This window comes from Mycetocola sp. 2940, from assembly GCF_040548835.1.
Classification (GTDB): domain Bacteria; phylum Actinomycetota; class Actinomycetes; order Actinomycetales; family Microbacteriaceae; genus Mycetocola_A.
Genome location: NZ_JBEPSK010000011.1, coordinates 26,439 through 47,711 on the forward strand (window position 1 = coordinate 26,439; position 21,273 = coordinate 47,711).

Sequence of the window (21,273 nt, forward strand, 5' to 3'; positions counted from 1 at the left end):
CTGGGCGCGGGGGCACCGAACTCAGTGACTAGGTCCGGCTCAGCGCTTTCTCATCGGCCGCAACATTCTCTTGCACGGCGAACTGGGTCCGGTGCAATTCCTCGTACCGCCCACCCATCGCCAGCAGTTCCTCGTGCGTACCGCGCTCCACGATCGAGCCGTCCTCAACCACGAGGATCAGGTCCGCGCTGCGGATGGTGGAGAGGCGGTGTGCGATCACCATCGCCGTGCGTCCGTCGAGCGCCTCGCTGAGCGCCGCCTGCACGGCGGCCTCAGACGTCGAGTCCAGCGCCGCCGTCGCCTCGTCGAGGATGACGACGCGCGGCTGGGCGAGGAGGAGCCTCGCGATGGTCATCCGCTGGCGCTCACCCCCGGACAGCCGGTAGCCACGCTCGCCCACCATAGTGTCCAGCTGGTCCGGCAGGGACCGGATGAGTGGCTCGAGCCGCGCGCGGCGGACGGCGTCCCACACCTCGTCGTCGGACGCCTCTGGCCTCGCGAGGCGCAGATTGGAGAGGATGGTCTCGTGGAACAGGTGGCCGTCCTGCGTCACCATGCCCAGGGTGTGCCGCATGGAGGCGAAAGTGACATCGCGGACATCCGTCCCCGCGAGGCGCACGGCGCCGCTGTCGACGTCATAGAGGCGCGAGAGGAGCTGCGCAATGGTGGACTTTCCGGCACCTGACGTACCAACGAGGGCAACGGTCTGCCCCGGCTCGATCCTGAAGGATACGCCGTGCAGCACCTCCTCGCCGCCGCGGGTGTCCAGCGTGGCAACCTCCTCGAGAGAGGCGAGGGACACTTTGTCCGCGGACGGGTAGGCGAAGCGGACGTTGTCGAACTCAACGGATACTGGTCCTTCGGGGACGGCGACGGCGTCGGGCTTCTCCTTGATGAGCGGGTCAAGGTCCAGCACCTCAAAGACGCGCTCGAAGCTGACCACCGCGCTCATGATCTCCACCCGTGCGTTTGCGAGGCTGGTGAGCGGCGCGTAGAGGCGGGTGAGGAGGAGCGCCAGGGTGACCACGTCACCGGTATTCAGCTGGCCGGCGAGTGCGAGGAAGCCGCCGAGCCCATACACGAGCGCGAGGGCGAGAGCGGAGACGAGCATCAGTGCGGTGAAGAAGACGAACTGCAGCATCGCGGTCCGGACCCCGATGTCGCGGACGCGGGCGGCGCGGACGCGGAACTCCTCGGCCTCCTCGTCGGGCCGGCCGAACAGCTTGACGAGGGTGGCGCCGGGTGCCGAGAAGCGCTCGGTCATCTGCGTGCTCATGGCGGAATTGTGATCGGCGGCCTCGCGGCGCAGCGCGGCGAGGCGGCTGCCCATGCGGCGCGCGGGGACCAGGAAGATGGGGAGCATGATCACGGCGAGAACCGTCACGAGCCAGGACGTGCTGAGCATGACGATCAGGGTGAGGATCAGCGCCACGAGGTTCGTGACCACGCCGGACAGCGTGCCGCTGAAGGCCTGCTGGGCGCCGATCACATCGTTGTTGAGGCGGCTCACGAGGGCGCCCGTCCGCGTGCGGGTGAAGAATGCGATCGGCATCTTCTGCACGTGGTTGAAGACGGCGGTGCGGAGGTCCAGGATCACGCCTTCGCCGATCCGCGCCGAGAACCAGCGTGTCACGAGTGACACGGCGGCGTCGGCCACGGCCACGAGGGCTATGACGACGGCGAGCCAAACGATCGTGGTGACAGCGCCCTGGGCGACGATGACGTCGACCACCTGGCCGGCGAGTACCGGCGTCGCGACCGCGAGGAAAGCTCCCACGGTGGAGAGGGCGATGAAGATCAGCAGCGTGGACCGGTAGGGCACCGCGAACGTCATGATCCGCCGCACGGACTCACGGGAGAAGCCGTGCTTGCCGTCCCTAGCGGTAGAGATTTTGTACAGCGAGCTCCAGGCCGCGCCTTCCATGCTCATTGAGGTTCCTTCCGTGGGCAGAAGGCCCAGCTTAGATGGCTACTTGCCGGCTCCGAGGTAGAAGCCAAGACGGTTGTCCTCGTGGTCGGTGGACGTGGCGGTGTTCCAGCCGTGGAGCAGCCCGAGACGGGCCCAACGCATGCAGCGGAGTTGACGGTGAAGCTTTGAACGTCACCGGAGAGCATCGCGTTGTGTGTCGGCGGCTCTTCGCCGGGGACCGCGAACGCGGGAAGTAGATGAGGGCGGGGCCATTGTCGACCGCCTTGGCGCCCGGGTGCCCACACACGGTATCTCGTATGCCCAAACGGACAGGCTTGTCGCAGATCATGCACCCGAGGATGATCTCAGGTGAGGCGACGACGAAGGCCCGCTGGCGTTCTGCACCAACTTGCTGCGCGCAGCCGATCGGTGAGGAGATGGTCATGGTCGACGAGATGCTGATGGTCTGCGCGGCACACCTTGCTCTGGTGCCGGTCGATGATGGCTGAACAGCTGGGGCGTGGCGGTGCCCGGTTCCTGTTGGCGGTGATCGACGGCGGAGGGACCGTCCCGCCGACCATCGGTCTCGCCGCCGAGCTCGTCCGGCGGGGCCACGAGATGCGCGTACTGGCCGATCCGACGATCGAAGCGTCGGCCAGATCGGCTGGGTGTGCTTTCAGCCCGTGGCGGGATGCGCCCCACGTCAACTCCCGAGCCGAGCAGACGGCCCTGATCGCTGCGTTGGAGGGCCGCAACCCCCTGCGCGCCTATCGGGCGGCCAAGGACTTCGCAGCCGGAAAAGAAATGACCAGGCGCTTCGCCAGTGACGTCGTGGCGACCATTCGCGAATTCCCGGTGGATGCCGTCCTGGCGGATGGCTTGCCGGGAATCCTGATCGGGGGCCAGTCGACCGGCCTTCCGACCGCCGCCCTGCTAGCACAGACCTACGTACGGCCGACGCCAGGCCTGCCCCTGATGGGGACCGGCTGGTCACCAGGCCCGGGGGTGCTTCGCCGGACGAGGGACACGCTGGTCCCGAAGACCGTTACGTGGCTCCTCGGCCGCACCCTGCCACGGCTCAACGCCGTGGTAGCAAGCTACGGACAGCCGCCGCTGTACGACGTATTCGAGCTGTTCGACCGGTGCACCAAAGTTCTGGTCATGACCAGCCCATCGTTCGACTTTGTCGCTCCCCGACTGCCGGCCAATGTCAGATACGTCGGGCCGCAACTCGACGACCCCGCCTGGGCAACGGCCGAGTGGCATTCGCAGGGCACCGACCCGCTCGTCCTCGTCGCCACCAGTTCGGTCTTTCAACACCAGGTCGGCCTGCTCCGGCGCATCGCTCAGGCGCTGGGCAAGTTACCTGTCCGGGGGCTCATGACAACCGGCTCTGCGGTGGACCCGGACGACATTGAGGGCCCACCTAATGTCGACGTCGTTCGAGCTGCGCCACACAGCCGGATACTTCCCGAGGCATCTGCCGTCATCACCCACGCCGGCCACGGTACGACGATCAAGGCTCTCGCGGCCGGTGTCCCTCTGGTGTGCATACCGATGGGTCGCGACCAAAAGGACAACACGGTGCGAGCTCTTCGGCACGGCGCCGCCATACGCCTGAGCGCAAAGTCGACGCCAGACAAGATCGCGGCAGCCGTTGCCACCCTCTTGGACGATCCTCACTATGCGGCAGCGGCTCGCGACTTCGCTCAAATCCTTGCTCAGGAAGCCACCACGACGCCCAGCGCGGCCGACGAAGCTGAAGCCATGGTGGTGCGAAGCTGACCGCATAGGTTACGCCGACGACGGACGACCTGGCGGCCCACCGTTACTCCGGGTGGTCATCCCGTGCGGGTTAGCCAGAACCGAGAGTCGCGTCGCCGTCTAGACCTACGGCGGCGCGTTTAGGGATTTGAACGCTTTGGATGGTCGCGTTTAGCGATATGAACGCCACCCGGCTTCGCGCGATCGGTCTGCCGGGATACCGTCAAGGCGTGAGCAAACCTCACCCGACGTCTCCCATCTAGCGCGAAGGTGTACCAAAATGAATCGGATCCGGATGCGGACGGGCATGGCGACTACGGTTACCGCCCTCACCGCCACAATGATCTTGGCTATGAGCAGCGTCGCGCACGCGGATACGCTTCAGGACACCATTGCCGACACGGGCGCTGGTGTCACGTTGACCGCCGGCTCAGCGACAACTGGCTCCGCTTCCATCAGAGTTGTGGGCAACAACGCCGCCGGCGACCCAGACCCCGGCTGTAACATCGATGTCGGCGAGAGCCCCCTCGTTTTGGACATCCGGGTGCCGGCGGGAATCACAGCTAACCCGGACCCGCTAACGATAACGAGCTGTGGTGACAACTTCTCGGTCACCTTCTCGGCCTCGAGCGCTGCCGTCAGCGGGAACGCCACAGTTGTTGTGCTCTCCGGTCCGGCCGGGGGTGGCACCTACGTGAACCAGGTCAACATCCCGATCACTGTCACTCAACCCGTGCCAACGAACACCCCGCCTTCGGTCGTCGTCACCGGTGTCAGCGACGGTGCCACGTATGAGATCGGGAATGTCCCGGTCGCCGGCTGTGCGGTAGCCGATGCGGAGGATGCAACCACCTCAGTACCTGCGGTCATTTCCGGCACGCTGTCCCACGGACTCGGCACCCAGACGGCGACGTGTGACTATACGGATGCCGGTGGACTCTCGGCGATTACGGCAACGGCGAGCTACGTCATCGCCGACACTGGGAATCCGACGATCGATTACCTCCTCTCGCCTTCCACCCCCAACGTCAACGGCTGGTATGACACGGATGTGACCGTCAGCTTCAACTGTGCTGACGCGGGTTCCGGAATCCAAAGCTGCACCGACGGCACCACCCTCGGTGAGGGCGCGAACCAGTCGGTGACGGGCACGGCGACGGACTGGGCCGGTAACACGGCAACCGCCGCGGCGTCCGGACTGAACATCGACAAGACCGACCCGACCGTAGGGTTCTCAGGCGGTCCGGCGAGTAGCTACTACTTCGGAAACGACGTTGCAGCCCCCACCTGTGTCGCTTCGGACACGCTGTCAGGTGTCGCCTCCTGTACGGTGACCGGCGGCGGAACGGCCGTGGGATCGCACAGCTATATCGCGGTGGCAACGGACAATGCGGGCAACTCCGCCTCTGCAACCCTCGGCTACACGGTACTGGCCTGGACGGTGAAAGGCTTCTACTCGCCCGTCGACATGGGCGGCGTATGGAACACGGTCAAGGGCGGAAGCACTGTCCCCTTGAAGTTCGAGATCTTCGCCGGCTCGGAGTTGACCAGCACGACAGCGATCAAGTCCTTCTCCGCCACGTCCGTGACCTGCCCCGGTGCTACGGCCGCCACCGATGAAATCGAGTTGGTCACTACAGGCGGCACGAGCCTGCGGTACGACGCGACCGCCGGTCAGTTCATCCAGAACTGGGCGACACCGAAGAAGCCCGGTACATGCGCGGTGGTCACCATGACCGCTCTTGACGGGTCGAAGATCAGCGCCAACTTCATCCTGAAGTAGGCAAACCCTGAAGGAGCATCTGTGAGGAAGGGTCCCGGGCCGAATGGTCCGGGACCTTTCGGCGTTCAGCACCGGTATCGCGGTCGTCTGGCGCGACGTGCGCGCCAGGAAGTAGGAACCCAGTGGAAGGGAATATGAGTGCTCTGGCCGGGGCTTCACGAGTCATACCGTGTGGTGGATCGACCTGTGCGCGGGGACGGCCCTCTTTAGATTGAAGTCGCACGCTCGACAGTTCCGAGGACGGCGACGGAACGGGGACCGACCACGATGCGCTCCGTGTCTTCGGGCAACGGGCGCGGCGTGGGTGGCACGTCATCGGGGGCGGGTGCGGCAGTGTCCGCAGCCAGAGCCCAACATCGCGTAGCGGGTGCCGGAGGAAGCTCGAACTGGAGCGGTTCCCAGTAGGCGTTGAACACGACGTAAAGGTGGGTGTTGGGATCGTCGGCGTGCACGAGCTCGAAGGCCAGGGAATGAGACGCGTCGCCCCAATCCGGGCGATGGAGCTCGACGCCGTGCCAGGTGACGTCCGCGCCACCGGGGTAGGCCCAGAAGCGTTCGTCACGATAGAACGGGCTGGAGCGCCGGAAGCGCAACAAGCGTGCAACGAAGTCGAAAAGGCGGCCGTTGGCTTGGACCAGGTCCCAGTCGAACCAGCTGATCTCGTTGTCCTGGCAGTATGCGTTGTTGTTGCCCCGCTGGGTGCGGCGGACCTCGTCGCCCATCACGAACATCGGTCGGCCCTGCGCCAGCAGCAACACCGCGAAGAAGCTCCGCAGTTGTCGCTCCCGCAGCGCTTCAATGGTGCTGTCGTCGGTCGGGCCTTCGGCCCCGCAGTTCCAGCTGTCGTTCTGCGAGCTGCCGTCGCGGTTGTCTTCGCCGTTCGCCTCATTGTGCTTGGCGTTGTAGCTTACGAGATCGTAGAGGGTGAAGCCGTCGTGGGCGTCGATGAAGTTGACGCTCCGCATTGGGTCGCGGTCGGGATCGCCGAACAGGTTCGGACTGCCGCTGATGGCATCGGCCAGATCTCTCGCGGTGCTGTCATCACCTTTGATGAAGCGGCGGACGGTGTCGCGGAAGCGGCCGTTCCACACGGCCCACCGATCCCCGGCGAACGACTCGACCTGGTACAGCCCGGCCGCGTCCCATGCCTCGGCGATGATTTTGGTCCCTGCCAAGATCGGGTCTGTGTCGATGTCCCACAGGATCGGGGGATCGGCGAGTGGTTCGTTGTCCTCTCCCCGGGACAGCACCGAAGCGAGATCGAAGCGGAAGCCGTCGACGTGCATCTCCTGCACCCAGTAGCGGAGGCTGTCCATGATCAGCCGTCGGACGATCGTGTGGTTCGCGTTGAGTGTGTTTCCGACGCCACTGTCGTCGATGTATCGAGCTCGATCCTTGCGATCCAGGAGGTAGTAAGTGGGGTTGTCGATGCCGCGCATCGACAGTGTGGGGCCGGTGACGCCGTCTTCGGCGGTGTGATTGAAGACGACGTCGAGAATGACCTCGATGCCGGCGTGATGCAAAGCTTTCACCATGTCGCGGAACTCCTTTATCGGGCCCGCAGGGCTTTGGTTCGAGCTATAGGCACGGTGCGGCGCGAAGAACGACACGGGCTCGTAGCCCCAGTAGTTGGGGCGGCCACCCGGCGCGGACAGACGGTCGAAGTGGAACACGGGGAGAAGTTCGACGGCGTCCACGCCGAGGTGCTGGAGGTAGGGGATCTTCTCGATCACACCCGCGTACGTTCCTCGGAGAGGCGGGCGAACATCCGAGTTGGGGTGATTCGTGAATCCCCGCACATGCAGCTCGTAAATCGCACTGCCCTGGAGCGGCCGCCGCAGCGGTTCGTCGCCCTTCCAGTCGTACAGGTCCGGGGCAACCACGACACCCCGCATGGCCGTGGCGATGTTCGGTGCCTCGGGCCGTGATGCGCGCATTCGGTCGTAGTCGTCATCGACGACCTCGCGCGCGTACGGGTCAAGAAGGAGCTTGCTCGGGTCGAACCGGAGCCCGTCGCCGGGGCGGTCCGGGCCCCTGACCCGGTAACCGTACTGTTGGCCCGCCCCTATGCCCGGTATGAACACGTGCCAGTAACTCTGCGTGCGGTGGCGAGCGGGATCGAGGACGATTGTCGCGGACGGATCAGACCTGCCCGCGGAGAGAAGCACCAGCTCGACCGCTTCGGCGTGATGCGAATACAGCGAGAAGTTCACGCCCCCGTCGCGCACAGTCGCGCCGAGCGGCGCCGGCGTGCCTCGCTCGGGGTCGACAGCCCGTCTGGCCGCCATCATGGCCCGCTGGGGGATTCGGCGTCCACGCCGATCTTCGTGTCTGGCTCGAGCTCTTGCCCGAGTACTTGCATCATGCGGGCCACCAACGCAGTCCAGCCGGTCTGATGGCTTGCGCCGAGGCCGGCGCCGTTGTCGCCATGGAAATACTCGTAGAACGGGATCAGGTCCTTCCAATGTGGACTCTGTTGAAACATCTCGGTGCCCCCGAATACCGGGCGGAGTCCATTCTCATCGCGCAAGAAAATGCCCATCAGACGTTCGGAGAGGTGCATGGCGATGTCTTTCAGCGGCAGTTCGTCACCCGAGCCGGTGGGATATTCGATCGTGAACTGATCGCCGTAATACGAGGCATAGTGGAGCAGCCCACGGATGAGCAGAAAGTTTGTCGGCAACCAGATGGGGCCGCGCCAATTGGAGTTGCCGCCGAACATGCCGGTGTTCGACTCGGCGGGGAGGTAGTCGACCCGGTATTCCTGGCCGGCGACATTCACGACGAATGGATTGTCGCGGTGAAAAGCAGACACTGAACGGATGCCGTGGTCGCCGAGGAATTCGGTCTCGTCAAGCATCCGGGCGAGGAGTCGGCGCAGCTTGCTCTCATCCAGGAGTGAAAGCAGTCGTCGATTCCCGATTCCGGGTTCCGCCAATGCTGGGAACCGTGCGGCGAGCTGAGGCCGGTGCGTGCGCAGCCACTGCACGCGAGCCATGAAGTCGGGCAGCTGATTGACGTCCTCAGGGCGCAGGACCACACAGGCCGCGAGGGGGAGCAGACCGACCAGCGACCGCACCTTCAATCGTTCCGTGTGCCCGTCCGGGGTTAGCAATACGTCATAGAAGAAGCCGTCCTGGTCGTCCCAGAGGCTTCCTTTCGGGTCGTCGGGATCGTCCATCGCCGAAGCGATCCAGAGGTACTGCTCCAAGAACTTGCTAGCCATCGACTGGTATGACGGGTCGTGGCGCGCCAGTTCGAGGGCGATTTCGAGCATCTCGAGGGCATAGAAGGCCATCCACGCGGTGCCGTCAGCCTGAGCAAGGTGACCTCCGGTGGGCAGGGGCGCGCTGCGGTCGAACACACCGATATTGTCGAGACCCAGGAACCCTCCGCCGAAAACATTGTTGCCGTCCGGGTCCTTGCGGTTGACCCACCACGTGTAATTGAGCGCCAGCTTGTGGAACGCCTCCTCGAGGAAGCGGATGTCACCCGTGCCGCGCGTTTCCTTCTCGGCCTCGTAGAGTCGCATCACCGCCCACGCGTGGACAGGAGGGTTGACGTCGCTGAAGTTCCACTCGTAGGCGGGGATCTGGCCATTTGGGTGCAGGTATCTCTCGTCGAGCATCAGCGCCAGTTGTCCTTTGGCGAAGTCGACGTCGACGACCGCCAGCGAGACCGCGTGGAAGGCGAGGTCCCACGCGGCGTACCACGGGTACTCCCACTTGTCCGGCATGGAGATGATGTCCTCGTTGACCATGTGGAACCACGTGGCGTTGCGCAGGGCCGACCGTTGTTGAGCGGCTCGAGTCGTCACCCCATGCCCACCGAGCCACCTTGTGACGTCGTACGCGTAGAACTGTTTGGACCACAGCAGACCTGCCAGGGCCTGGCGCGTAACCAGCGCAGCATCGTCCCCTATCGTGTCGGGGAGCACATCGGCGTAGAACTCATCGGCCTCCTGACGGCGTTGAGCGATCATCTGCGCGAATTCGGCGCCGGATGGACTGCCCTGTGCACGAAACGACTCCGGGTCAAGGTCGGTGAGGCGCAACTCGAAGCGCTCCGTCGCGCCGGCAGCCACCTCGACCTCGTACTGAACCGCCCCCTTCGTGCCTGGGCCAGTCGTATGGGCGGCCTCGCTCTTGCCGTTCACGACGGCTTCCCCGATGCCGTCTTTGACGTACTTCGTCGCGTTTGGTTCGCCGAACAGCCGATCGGTGTTCGTCTCATTTTCACAAAACAACGCCGGGGGGAGTCCTGCGGCGTACAGGAACCGCACGCCTACCCCGGTGTGGTCGGCGCGTATGACGGTCGCGTCCGCGAAGTCGGCTACCCGTTCGATGGTCGGCCGCGGTTCGGCGCCCTCACTCCACGTGTTTCGGAACCACAGGGTGGGCACAAGCACGAGGTTCGCCGGCTCAGCACCCCGATTGGTGACCTCGATCGCAATCAGGATGTCATCCGGCGTCCCCTTCGCGTACTCGACGGTGACGTCGAAATAACGGTCGTCGTCGAACACACCGGTGTCGATCAGTTCATACTCGTAGTCCTCGGCCCCTCGACGTGCATTGGTGGCGATCAAATCGCCGTAGGGGTATGCCTTGTGCGGATACTTGTACAGATAACGCATGTACGAATGCGTAGGTGTGTTGTCGAGGTAGAAGTAGTACTCCTTGACGTCCTCTCCGTGATTGCCTTCGCCGTTCGTCAGTCCGAACAGCCGTTCCTTGAGGATAGGATCGGCACCGTTCCAGAGGGCCAACGCGAAGCACAACTGCTGCCGGTCGTCGGAGATGCCCGCCAGGCCATCCTCGCCCCACCGATACGCCCTCGATCGCGCGTGATCGTGGGTGAAATATGCCCACGCGTTCCCGTCCGCGCTGTAGTCCTCCCGGACTGTGCCCCACTGGCGCTCGCTGAGGTAGGGACCCCACCTCAGCCAGGGCACGCCGTCGCCCCGCTCGATGAGACGGCTGGCCTCCGCGCGAACGCGGCCGTCGCCCTCGTTGACGTCTCGGCCGACGTTCTGCTGTCCCATGGACGTCCCCCTGATTCTCCTGAACTCGAGGGTGCCCTGATCGAGCAGACGCCACGTCATCCGGACGGGATGATCCGACGAATGGAGAGGATCCCTCTGATCGATGGAGCCTGTCCACGGTCAGTTCGGACACCAACTGCCGTGGAAAACTGCGGGTGGACCGCCAGTAGTCCTGCTTGAGTGCCCAGGTTAAATGGCGAACGGTTGCTGTGCTCGTTGGCCACCCCGTCGAGCCCGACGTTCACCACTCCGAAAGACGGGCGCCTGTTGTTCTTTCGCGGCTCCGAGTCCCTGCCGGAGCTGCAGCAGGTGGCGGTTCAGTGACTCGATGCTGCAGGCATCGTGATGATCGCGCGGGCTGTGATTTCCCCGCGAGCGAGTGCCTGGTAGGCCGCATTGGCGTCGTCGAGCGCGTACCGTCGGGTGACGAGTTTGCTGACGTCGAAGTCCCCTGATGTGACCAGCCTGGTCACGGCGGGAAGGTCGACTCGGGTTCGGCCTCCGAACGATCCGACGAGGGTGTAGCCGCGCCGCACGAGGGGCGTTATCTCGATCTCGCCCGTCGCGGCTCCTGCAGCGATGCCAATCGCGACCATCCGGCCGCCGTCCGCCAGCATCCTCGATGTTTGACGAAACGTGGTCGGGTTGCCGAGCGCTTCGAATGCAACATTCGCGCCTCCGCTCGTGTACTCGCGGACACTTTCAACGGGGTCATGGTCAAGCGCGTTGACGGTATGTGTCGCTCCGAGCTCTCGAGCCTTGTCGAGTTTTTCCTCGGAGATGTCGACCGCGACGATGGTGGTCGCGCCAGCCGCCTGAGCCATCTGGATCAGGCTCAATCCGACACCTCCCGAGCCGACAATCGCGACGGCATCCCCGGGCTCGACCTGACCCGCGCGGAACACGGCACCATACGACGTGAGGCCTGCGCAACCCAGAATGCACGACGTCTCCAGATCCACCGACGCGTCGAGGACGGAAAGGGCCGAAACGGGCACCACCGCGTACTCCGCCAAACCACCCATCGAATACATCGCCAGGAACGAGCCGTCCGGCATGCTCAGCCGACTGGTTCCGTCGTACAGGGTTCCTTTCAATCGATTCTGGCCGAAGAAGTTGGCGCACATGTCATCCCTTCCTCGAAGGCAGGCTGGGCACGTGGTGCAGGGCATGATGAAGGCGCCGACAACGGGGTCACCGATGTTGAGGCCGTCCACGGCGGCGACGCCGGCGCCGAATTGCACGATGGTGCCGCTGATTTCATGCCCCATGACGGCGGGACGAGGAAAGGAGACCTCTCCCTTCATGACATGCAGGTCCGAGTGGCAGACCCCACAGGCCGCAACGCGAACGAGGGCTTCACCGGCTCGCGGCTGCGGAGTCGGGATGGTCTCGATTTGCAGGCTGGGCGAATTCGCCGACAGCACGGCGGCTTTCATGAATTTCGGAAGTGGCGGCATTGCCATCTGTCCCTCTCGTCTGGCGGAACGCAGCCGCACCCCAGTCTGGAGGCTGCGGGACGTGTAATCAAGAGCACGGCGGTACCTCGCCGACCTCTGGCAGAGCATTCGGTTCGTGTTGACCACGGGCCGTCGGAGTTCGCTCTGACAGGGCGACGTCCCGGGGTGGCGCGCTCAGCAGACCCAGCGCTACTGTTCGACGAACGAACGGAGCACACCATGTCTGGCGTAATAATCGCCGCGGCCGCAGCAAGGGCCCGGCTGGAACCTGTACACGGAGTGAAGGCGTTCCGCTCGAATTCTTCATCGGCGATAGCTAGCCGCGCTGGCCAGTACCTGGGAATGTCTGCGCACGCGCTCGGCCCCAAGGAGTTGGCGCAGGCCGTGCACGACGATAGTCGTGAACTTGGAATCCCGCGCGTAAAAGCGCCGGGCCCTGATCAGCGTTGGGCCGATCAGAGCATACTGGACCGTCTCACCAATCGTCTGACAGGCGCTTCAACAGACCTCTTTGGTCGGTTTAATGACGGGGAGTATGAGCGGGATGCGGCGCAGAGACTTTGGCGAAACCTATCAGTCGCGAAGGATCCCGACACCCTCGTGGCGCTTTTGAACTTGCGACAACATTCGGACCACGACCTTGAGGCCGTCGCCGCCGCCGCTGGTCTGGCAATTCTCTCCGGAGGCTCACTCGAATTGAGCAACGTAGTCCTGAAGGACTTCGCTGAGTCGACAGACGACCTCATAAGGGGAATCGCTTCAGCAATCGTGCGGCCACCTCGGCCGTTGCCTCCGCCTGTCGTGGCGGATACGAACACAGCACCATACGATACGCCCGTTAGCACCACGATTCACGGGACCTGGGACCTCGTGACCAATAACGGGTGGTACGAGCCTCGATCTGATCTACACGATCACCTTCGGTCCACAACCAAAAATCTATACGACGACGAGGCCTACTTCATCTGGAGCGGCGAATACTCAGCCGCGGCACGGGCGCAGGGAGCTGCCGACCTCTACCACTGGCAGAACATCGTATCAAGTGCGGGATGGATAGACACCATCTACGCGCACAGCCACGGCGGTAACGTCGCGCTCGACGCCGCAGCCGCAGGCCAGCGGATCAAGATGCTTGTGCTTCTCCACACGCCAGCGATACACCGCCCCGACAAAGAGTGGAAGAGCATCAATTCGAACGTCCAGAGTGTCATCGCGATGCGGACGCGCATGGATCTCGTCGTGCTTGCTGACTCCCTCATGAGTCGAGAAGCGCGACAGAAATTTGACGGCAGGAAACTGCCCCATTTCCCCATTACGAACACCTGGGCGAGGCGCGAGGCCTGGTTCTCTCACTCGTTTTTCGTCGACGCCCAAAACTGGATCGACTACAAGCTGGCCAAAAAGGTGAAATCGCGATACCGCCTGATTCGGTAGTAATCACACGCAATTATTGAGACGGCGGTTCACCCCCGGCCAGCGCGGGCAAGAAAACAGCGAGCGGCGCCCCTGTGTTTTCGGCATCACTAGCCCCGTGCCGTCCATTCGCCTGGCAGGCACGATCGTCAGCCGCAACGGCGAGCAGACTTTCCGGCCGGACCACCCCAAACCGCCAGGTCCATCCGCGTTGGCGCCATCCCCACTTCACCGCCGACGCGGTCCGCCGGCGGCTCGCCAATGTGGGAAGTCTGGGCTTGGATGCATTGCTGTTCCAGTCCTGGGACGGTGAAGCGTCCATGAGTGACACCGGCTCGTGGCGCGCGCAACCGCGTCGTAGCTTTCCACGAGGTGATCTTCCAGCGACTATCGCCCGGCGACGTCCATTCGGTCAGGTAGACGGCCGTCCCTGGCCTGCAGTGCGGCAAGGACCCTGCGCCAGTTCATCGACCCTGTGCGGGTCTGACGCCTCCTGAGCAAGAAGCGCTGGAGCGCTGAGGTGCAGGACTTCGCCGCTCTGCTCAGCCGACGGTGACAGGGCGGAACACAGGTGAGCCCGGTGGCACGAGAACCTTGATCGCCCCCGGAAGCACGTGGACGTCCGCCGGTAGCGGTCCGACCTTCTCCCCATCGGCATAGACGTTGAGGGGTTTGTTGGCCGCGATCCTCACCCGGTGACCGCGGAGCTGCGTCACCCTCGGATGACCCAGATGCTTGCCCTTGTACGATCGGAGGAACGTGGCGATCACCGCGCGTGCTGGCGTCCGCCCCATGAAGACCACATCGAGCTGCCCGTCGTCAGCGAGAGCATCCGGGCATATTCTCATTCCGCCGCCGTACTGGCCCACGTTTCCCACAGCCACGAACCAGCCTGTGAACGTCCGGTCGTCGGAGTCGACAGCCAGTGTGAAGGCGACGTCACGCCATTCGAAGAGTGCCCTGACGCCTCCGTACACGTAGATGAGCGGGCCCAGGTTTAATCGCGAGCGGTTGCTGTGCTCGTTGGCCACCCCGTCGAGCCCGACGTTCACCACTCCGAAAAACGGGCGCCCGTTGACCATCCCCAAGTCCATGACAATCTCATCGAGGCGCGCCAAACCGCCCACCGCAACGACCGGATCAAGGGGCAGCCCCAGCCGTCGCACGTTGTCGTTGCCGCGGCCACCTGCCAAAGGCAGCAATACCGCTGAGGATTCGCGCGCGCCGGCCGCCGCCGCACCGAGAAAGCCGTCGCCACCCAGAACGGCGACAATCGTCGAGGAGTCTGCTGCCCGTGCAGCTCGCTCTGCATCGGTGAGGCTGCGGGCGATGTGCACGGAGGTGGTATGGCCGTCGTCGCGGAGTGCGCGGTCGACGGCGGGCCACAGCCGAAGCGCACGTCCGCGCCCCGCCGTGGGGTTCACAAGGAGGAGTACATTCCGCGTCGTCGAGGCGCCGGCCGGTGTCATGGTGTCGGCCCTTCGAAGTGTTGCCCGTGCGGCAACTGACGCTGGGCAAATGCGAGGATTTCCTCGGCCCGTTGCCTGGCCCGAGCGGCATCGGCGGGCACCAGCCCGAGGCGGGTGCGCCTGAACAGCAAATCGTCTGCGGAGGATGCGCCCTCCGCGAGGACGCCGAACAGAAGCTCGGCGCCGGTCACGCTCGTTCCAGAGAAGACGGGTTCGCTGAGCGAGGGATCCAGCCGGGCCAGGCTGTGCACAATCTCTGCCTCGGTGCCATATTTCCGTACCAAGCGCTCCGGGGCCCTGGTGGCGGCCAGCCGTTCCGGTTTCGCGGCCCCGACGAGAGCGAGCCGTCGCGTGGGCGACGTCCTGTCCAGACCCAGTCGACCGACAGCGGCATCCACAGCGTCTTCCGACATCCTCCGGTAGGTCGTCAGCTTGCCACCCACAACGGTGATCGGCTTTCCTGGCGTGTCGACAACGATGTGGCGACGTGAGATGTCGGATGTTCCGGAGCGCGCACCTCGTTTCGCACCGACGAGCGGTCGAAGCCCCGCGAATGCTCCCACGACATCATCCCGGCTGAGCGGGTCAGCCATCGTCGTGTTCACGACCTCCAGCAGGAAGTCGATGTCCCTCTCAGCAGCCAGTGGACCGTATCCGTCGCTCGTGCCGTCTTCGTCGTCCGTCAGACCGACATAGGCGAGCCCGCTGCCCTGCGGGAGGACGAAGACGTGACGGCCGAAAGCGCCCGGAACGGCGACGGTGTACGCCATCCGTGGATTGCCCAGCCGCTCGGCGCGCACGACGAGGTGTGTTCCCCGGCTCCGAGTCATTGGTAAATCTGGTTCGAAATCGGGGGCCCAGACACCCGTCGCGTTGATCACCGCCCCTGCCGTGAGCCGCAGGATTTCTCCGGTGCGTTCGTTCACGGCATCCACGTGCGTGCCGCTCGCGCTCGTGACCCGGGTGTCGCGCAGGATGTGGGCGCCGAGCCGGGCCGCTGTCCGGGCGACGGCGAGCACGAGTCGCACATCGTCTTCGAGTTGCCCGTCCCAGTACAGCAGGCCACCCCGCAGCTTTTCCGCTCGAAGCCCCGGCACAAGCGCATGGGCGGTTTCGCTGCTGACGACGCGCGGACGCGGCAGTACCGCACTCCGGAGTCCGCTGAGCCGACGGAGTATGTCGTAGACCGCGACGGCGGCTCTTACAGACCCGGATCCGAGGCGGGATCCGTCACTCGTGAACGGTACGAGAAAACCGAGCGGTCGGGTCAGATGCGGCGCGATTTCGGTCATGAGCCACCGTCGCTCGACGGCGGATTCCCAAGCGACGGCAAAGTCCAGCTTCGCCAGGTAGCGAAGACCGCCATGCGCCAGTTTGCTACTGTATCCGCTCGTCCCGCTGGCCAGGTCACGGCTTTCCAACAACGCCACCGAGAGCCCGCGACTCGCGGCATCCAGGGCCACACCGGCTCCGGTGATGCCGCCGCCGATCACGATGACGTCAAGGCCATCTGTCGTCACAGAGTTGAGCGAGCTGGCTCGCGTCGCGTCGTTGATCCAGGTCGAGTCTGCACCGATAGGTTCCATGGTTGCCCTGTGGCTCCGGCTGACCGGGACCCGATGGTGGCCCGGTATGGAACACTGTAACCCATGGTGGCCGACCTCTCAGGGACGATTTCGCATTCCGTCTGGTACGGGTGGGGCGACCCGTCCCGGGCCAGGCCCCTGAACGCCGGCGGGCTTGCCTTTCTGCGCAGGCGGCTGAAACTCGCATCCGTCGAGCCCGTTCACCCTCCCGTCGATCTGTCGGACGTGAGACTGCGACCAGGCTCCCTCGGGGCGGATGCCCTGGATCAATTCTCGGCAATCGTCGGAGCCGAGCACGTTTCGACGAGTGCCCAGGAGCGCATTCTCCATGCCGGCGGAAAAAGCACCTCGGATCTTATCCGCCGTCGCTCAGGCGACGCCGGCGATGCACCGGATGCTGTGATCTTCCCCGGCTCGGGCACAGACGTGCGGCAGATCCTCGCGCTGTGCGACCAGGAGGGGATCGCTGTCGTTCCCTTCGGCGGTGGCACGAGCGTGGTCGGCGGCGTCGAACCGCTGAAGGCAGATTTCCGTGCCGTCATCGCCCTTGACCTTGGCCGCATGGACCGGGTTGTCGAGGTTGACTCCATATGCCTGACGGCGACGTTCGAAGCAGGCATCCGCGGCCCCGCGATGGAGGCGTCTCTCGGGAAGCTCGGATTCACCCTTGGCCACTTTCCCCAGAGCTACGAGGAGGCATCGCTCGGGGGATACCTGTCGACGAGGTCGGCCGGTCAGGCTTCCACCGGCTACGGCCGGAGCGACGACATGGTGAAGGCTCTGCATGTGGAGACTCCACGCGGGCCGCTCGAACTGGGCGGGCTGGCACCGGCAACAGCGGCGGGACCGAACCTCCTGGACGTGTTCGTCGGAAGCGAAGGAACGTTCGGTGTCATCACGGAGGCGACCATGCGAATCCACCGCGCGCCGAAACACCGAAGCTACGGTGCATGGACGTTCGGCTCGTTCGAGGCCGGGGCCGAGGCACTGCGTCGCCTGGTCCAGGACGGAGCGAAAGGTGACATGCCAGAGGTGTGCCGGCTTGCCGACGCCCCGGAGACGGAATCAACATTTGCCCTGTCAGGCGGGTGGAAGTCCAGCTTGCTCCGGATGTATCTTCGGTTCCGCGGGCAGGGGAGTCCTGCGCTCGCACTGTTCGTATGGGAAGGTGCAGACAACCAGACCGACGCTCGACGGCGGCGGTGCGCGACAATCCTCCGCAGAGCAGGAGGGGTGTTCGTCGGGCCGGTGCCGGCCCAGGCGTGGGAGCGTGCACGATTCAGCGGACCATACCTGCGCGACGAACTGCTGACCCGTGGCGTTTACGTCGAAACGGTTGAGACGGCCACGTCATGGAACCGCGTGAAATCGACCCACCGCGATGTGGGAAAGGCCATCGGCAGCGCACTCATGGTCAACGGCGCCGGCGCACACGTCCAGGCGCATATCTCTCATGTGTACCCAGACGGAGCCTCGCTGTACTTCACTTTCCTGGGTGGGCTCGAAGCCGACCCTCTGGCACAGAATGCGCGCGTGAAGAAGGCCGCCAGCGACGCCGTCATGCAATCCCGTGCCACGATCACGCACCATCACGCCATCGGTGTCGACCATGCTCCGTACCTTGCCGCTGAGATCGGAGAGGTGGGCGTGGACATTCTCGCCGGAATCAAGGGTGTTCTCGACCCACGAGGGATCATGAATCCCGGGAAACTCATTCCCGGCCCGAAGACTCCTCAGATACCGGGTTGAATCGCTTCACGGGGTCCGGTAGCGCGCGTTTTCGGGCGATGGGTGGTTCGCCGAGGGCATCCTTCCTGGCGTCCTCTTTCTGCTTGTCGTGCGGGGCGCTCGAGATGGAGTGGCGCTGGCCTGCCGCTTGTGGACGGTCTTCCTGCGCACGACCGACCCCCGACTATGCTGTGCGTATGTCCGGGGAGAGTGTATGGGCGGGTGTGAAGCTACTCGTGCCCGGTATAGGGGTCGCGACGGCCTATGACCGTCGCTGGCTGTGGGCGGATCTGCGAGCCGGCGTGGTGCTCACCGCCGTCCTCATCCCGGTGGGCATTGGGTACGCGCAGGCTTCCGGTCTGCCTGCCCACACTGGTCTCTACGCCACCATCGTCCCTCTGCTGGTCTACGCATTTGTCGGCCCGTCGCGGATCCTCGTCCTCGGCCCCGACTCAGCACTTGCACCAATCCTTTTGGTTGCGATTGTGCCGCTCGCTGCTGGTGACGAGCAACGGGCTGTCGCCCTCGCCGGATTGCTCGCGGTTATGGTCGGGGTGCTGCTCGTGATCGGGGGCGTACTGCGGCTCGGTTTCGTCACTGATCTGCTGTCCGTTCCGATCCGAACGGGGTACCTCAATGCCCTCGCGCTCGTCGTGATGATTTCCCAACTGCCCGCACTCCTCGGCGTCGACATCGGCGCGGATGAACCACTGGGCCAAGTCTTCGGGGTCGGGGCCGGGTTGGCCGGGGGACAGGCGGTGCCTCTGGCGGCTGGCTTGGGGTTAGGCTCGCTCGGGGTGATTCTGGCCTTCCGTTGTGTGCCTCGTCGAAGATGGCCGGGCGCACGGGTGACCGGGATCATCGTCGCCGTGGCGGCCGCGGTCGTCGTGACCGTTGTGTGGCAGCTGCAGGACGAGGTGCCCGTCGTCGGCTCTATGCCGAGTGGCCTCCCGGCTCCCGCCTTGGGCGGGCTGGCCTGGTCCGACGTCGGCCTCCTTGCCGGGCCGGCAGCGGCAGTGGCGCTGATCGCATTCGCGGACACGGTCACGATTTCACGTGCCATGTCCGCCCGGCGCGGCGAAGCTGTGGGGGGCAACCACGAGATGGCAGGCCTGGGGATTGCGAACATCGCCGGCGGCCTGCTCGGTGGATTCCCGGTGTCCGCCTCGGGATCACGTACCCCCGTTGCCGAGCAGGCCGGGTCGAAGACCCAACTGACCGGAGTCGTCGGCGCGCTCCTGATCGTGGTGTTCATGTTGGGGGCGCCCGGGGCCACCGAGTATCTTCCCGAGGCCGTGTTGGCCGCCGTGGTCATCTCGGCAGCGCTCGGCTTCCTGGATGTCGGGCACTATCTACGGCTGTGGCAGATGGACCGAACCGATGCGGTGCTGGCCACGGCAGCCTTTCTCGGGGTCTTCTTCGTCGGGGTGCTGGAGGGCATCGGGTTGGCGATCGGGCTCGCCTTCGTGGCCTTCGTGGTGCGGGCCTGGCGGCCATACCGCACCGAACTGGGTTTGATGCGCGGTCGGCGTGGCTACCACGACCGGAAACGCCATCCCGACGCCGAGCGGGTGCCGGGGATCCTGATCCTCCGCTTCGACGCACCTCTTTTTTTCGTCAACGGCGGGCTCTTCAACCAGTGGGTCCGCCGAGAGGTTCAGCGGTCTATCCGTGAGGACCAGCGGAGCGGTCGAAAGCCGTTGGGCACGCTCGTGTTGGCTTCGGAGCCGATCACGGATCTGGACACCACTGCCGCCGAGGAGCTCGTTGATCTGGACGACTGGCTGGCTTCGCGCGGGATCACGCTCGTGTTCGCCGAACTCAAAGGACCGGTGAAGGACACCCTCGAGCGCTACGGGTTGAATGGCCGATTCACGGACGAGCGGTTCGCATCGACCGTGGGTGCCGCGGTGGACGCCATCACCGGTGAGTTGCGACACGACATCGACGACACTCCGGACGCCTGACCTCGGAGCGAGGCGGGTCGCCCGGGTGCGGCGCCCAGTATGCGCTCGACCTCACCAAGCGACGTTCCGGTTGCGAGGACACGCAATGCTTCGTTGATTTGTGACAAAGGCAGTAGGCCCGTGGCGTGACAGCAATTTGCGACTAAAGCTTTGCTCACGAACCTCCAGACGCTATCTTTCTTGAAAGGTACCCTTCGGCGTTCCAGAACGTCCGTCCCAACGACGAGGAGAAAGCGAGAGCGAGGTGCAGAGTACTGCGATGAGCCCTGTTCCGCTCGATCGTCTGTCTGCATTCAGTCGTCTCTTGATCATCTCTTTCCTGGTCGGTTCGGTGCTCGTCGGGTTTCTCGCATTGCACGCCGTGAGCGGAGCGCATGGAATGGAAACCATCGCTTCGTCGAAAACGCACTCTCACGCGGGTGATGAAGCCGCGCATCAGGCAGCCGTGACAACTCCAGGCGTCACCTCCCAGTCTGGAGCGATCGATCAGGATGAGGCCTGTAATCAACGATGCGCTCTGGATAACGCGTTGATCGCAATGTTCAGCGCCCTCCTTCTGGTTCTCACTGCCCTCACGGTCCTGGCCAGGCACCCTGACATCCGCCGTCGGCTTCTTGCAACATTGCGGTGGTCAAGTCACGCCGTCGCTGCTGCCAGACAGCATTCCTATCTTCCCTCTTTGACCGTTCTCTCTATTAGTCGCACCTAAGCCGAACACTGTTTTATCTCTGCTGCCGCCACTTTTCTTGTAGGCGTGGCTCACAGTGTCCTCGACTTTGACTGGAACAGATCGATGAATCGTCCCTTGTAGATCTGCGTTGATGGCGAGAATGCGGATGCCGTCAAGATGGCCGGAACAGTCCTCTCGACACAGTCCGAAGAATTCCATCCCTTGCAAAACCTCCTCGGGTCCCTCTGGCCCGTGCGACTTGGGCGCGTTCGCGCGTCCAACGGAGAGCCGCCTTTAACTGCCGCTCTCCACTGGGTGGGGTCGTATGCCCCGGCGACCCCACCCTCTCTCTTCCGCCGCCCGGCGATGACACCAAGGACCCCATGACCAACGAAATGGCCGCCCCTCAACCCGTAGGAAGCGCATTACCGACCCGTCGGAGCAGGCGAGCTGAGGCTCGACTTGCGACCACGCCTCCAGTTC

Annotated in this window: 13 protein-coding genes; 7 read left to right on the forward strand and 6 right to left on the reverse strand. The window is 64.4% G+C overall.

Annotation, left to right across the window (positions count from 1 at the left end):
• Window positions 1-28 precede the first annotated feature (28 nt).
• Window positions 29-1,930: an ABC transporter ATP-binding protein gene (locus ABIE24_RS13635; protein WP_354500539.1), complete on the reverse strand. Its 1,902-nt coding sequence runs from the start codon at window positions 1,928-1,930 to the stop codon at window positions 29-31.
• Between the two features lie 296 nt (window positions 1,931-2,226).
• Between ABIE24_RS13635 and ABIE24_RS13640 the strand changes: the two genes are divergently transcribed.
• From ABIE24_RS13640 to ABIE24_RS13650, 3 genes are all read left to right on the forward strand, one after another.
• The gene (locus ABIE24_RS13640) at window positions 2,227-2,418 is read left to right on the forward strand and encodes a hypothetical protein (RefSeq protein WP_354500540.1); all 192 of its coding nucleotides are present in this window, start codon (window positions 2,227-2,229) and stop codon (window positions 2,416-2,418) included.
• Window positions 2,408-3,694 carry a glycosyltransferase gene (locus tag ABIE24_RS13645; protein ID WP_354500542.1) on the forward strand — a complete coding sequence of 429 codons (1,287 nt, stop codon included), beginning with the start codon at window positions 2,408-2,410 and terminating at the stop codon, window positions 3,692-3,694. Before ABIE24_RS13640 ends, ABIE24_RS13645 begins: the two co-directional genes overlap by 11 nt.
• Window positions 3,695-4,025: 331 nt before the next feature.
• Window positions 4,026-5,456 carry a PxKF domain-containing protein gene (locus ABIE24_RS13650; RefSeq protein ID WP_354500544.1) on the forward strand — a complete coding sequence of 477 codons (1,431 nt, stop codon included), beginning with the start codon at window positions 4,026-4,028 and terminating at the stop codon, window positions 5,454-5,456.
• 206 nt (window positions 5,457-5,662) lie between these two features.
• On the opposite strand, the gene glgX is transcribed toward ABIE24_RS13650, so the two are convergent.
• The 3 genes from glgX to ABIE24_RS13665 form a co-directional block, all read right to left on the reverse strand.
• Entirely contained in the window at window positions 5,663-7,747 is a 2,085-nt protein-coding gene (gene glgX / locus ABIE24_RS13655) for a glycogen debranching protein GlgX (protein WP_354500546.1), read from the reverse strand.
• A complete protein-coding gene (locus ABIE24_RS13660) occupies window positions 7,744-10,497 on the reverse strand; it encodes an MGH1-like glycoside hydrolase domain-containing protein (protein WP_354500548.1) in 2,754 nt (917 codons plus the stop codon). Before ABIE24_RS13660 ends, glgX begins: the two co-directional genes overlap by 4 nt.
• A 317-nt stretch (window positions 10,498-10,814) precedes the next feature.
• Window positions 10,815-11,963, reverse strand: a complete 1,149-nt coding sequence (locus ABIE24_RS13665; protein WP_354500550.1) for a zinc-binding dehydrogenase — start codon at window positions 11,961-11,963, stop codon at window positions 10,815-10,817.
• A gap of 213 nt (window positions 11,964-12,176) precedes the next feature.
• Between ABIE24_RS13665 and ABIE24_RS13670 the strand changes: the two genes are divergently transcribed.
• Window positions 12,177-13,391, forward strand: coding sequence for a hypothetical protein (locus ABIE24_RS13670; RefSeq protein WP_354500552.1), 1,215 nt, complete (start codon window positions 12,177-12,179; stop codon window positions 13,389-13,391).
• A gap of 521 nt (window positions 13,392-13,912) precedes the next feature.
• Here ABIE24_RS13670 and ABIE24_RS13675 read toward each other — a convergent pair.
• On the reverse strand, window positions 13,913-14,839 hold the full coding sequence (locus ABIE24_RS13675) for a diacylglycerol/lipid kinase family protein (protein WP_354500554.1): 927 nt from the start codon (window positions 14,837-14,839) through the stop codon (window positions 13,913-13,915).
• Window positions 14,836-16,425: a glycerol-3-phosphate dehydrogenase/oxidase gene (locus ABIE24_RS13680; RefSeq protein WP_354500556.1), complete on the reverse strand. Its 1,590-nt coding sequence runs from the start codon at window positions 16,423-16,425 to the stop codon at window positions 14,836-14,838. Before ABIE24_RS13680 ends, ABIE24_RS13675 begins: the two co-directional genes overlap by 4 nt.
• 63 nt (window positions 16,426-16,488) lie before the next feature.
• Here ABIE24_RS13680 and ABIE24_RS13685 point away from each other — a divergent pair, with 63 nt between their 5' ends.
• The 3 genes from ABIE24_RS13685 (at window position 16,489) to ABIE24_RS13695 (ending at window position 20,829) form a co-directional block, all read left to right on the forward strand.
• On the forward strand, window positions 16,489-18,174 hold the full coding sequence (locus ABIE24_RS13685) for an FAD-binding oxidoreductase (protein ID WP_354500558.1): 1,686 nt from the start codon (window positions 16,489-16,491) through the stop codon (window positions 18,172-18,174).
• A 176-nt stretch (window positions 18,175-18,350) separates the two neighbouring features.
• Window positions 18,351-20,120 carry a SulP family inorganic anion transporter gene (locus tag ABIE24_RS13690; protein WP_354500560.1) on the forward strand — a complete coding sequence of 590 codons (1,770 nt, stop codon included), beginning with the start codon at window positions 18,351-18,353 and terminating at the stop codon, window positions 20,118-20,120.
• A gap of 259 nt (window positions 20,121-20,379) precedes the next feature.
• On the forward strand, window positions 20,380-20,829 hold the full coding sequence (locus ABIE24_RS13695; protein ID WP_354500562.1) for a hypothetical protein: 450 nt from the start codon (window positions 20,380-20,382) through the stop codon (window positions 20,827-20,829).
• Window positions 20,830-21,273: the final 444 nt, after the last annotated feature.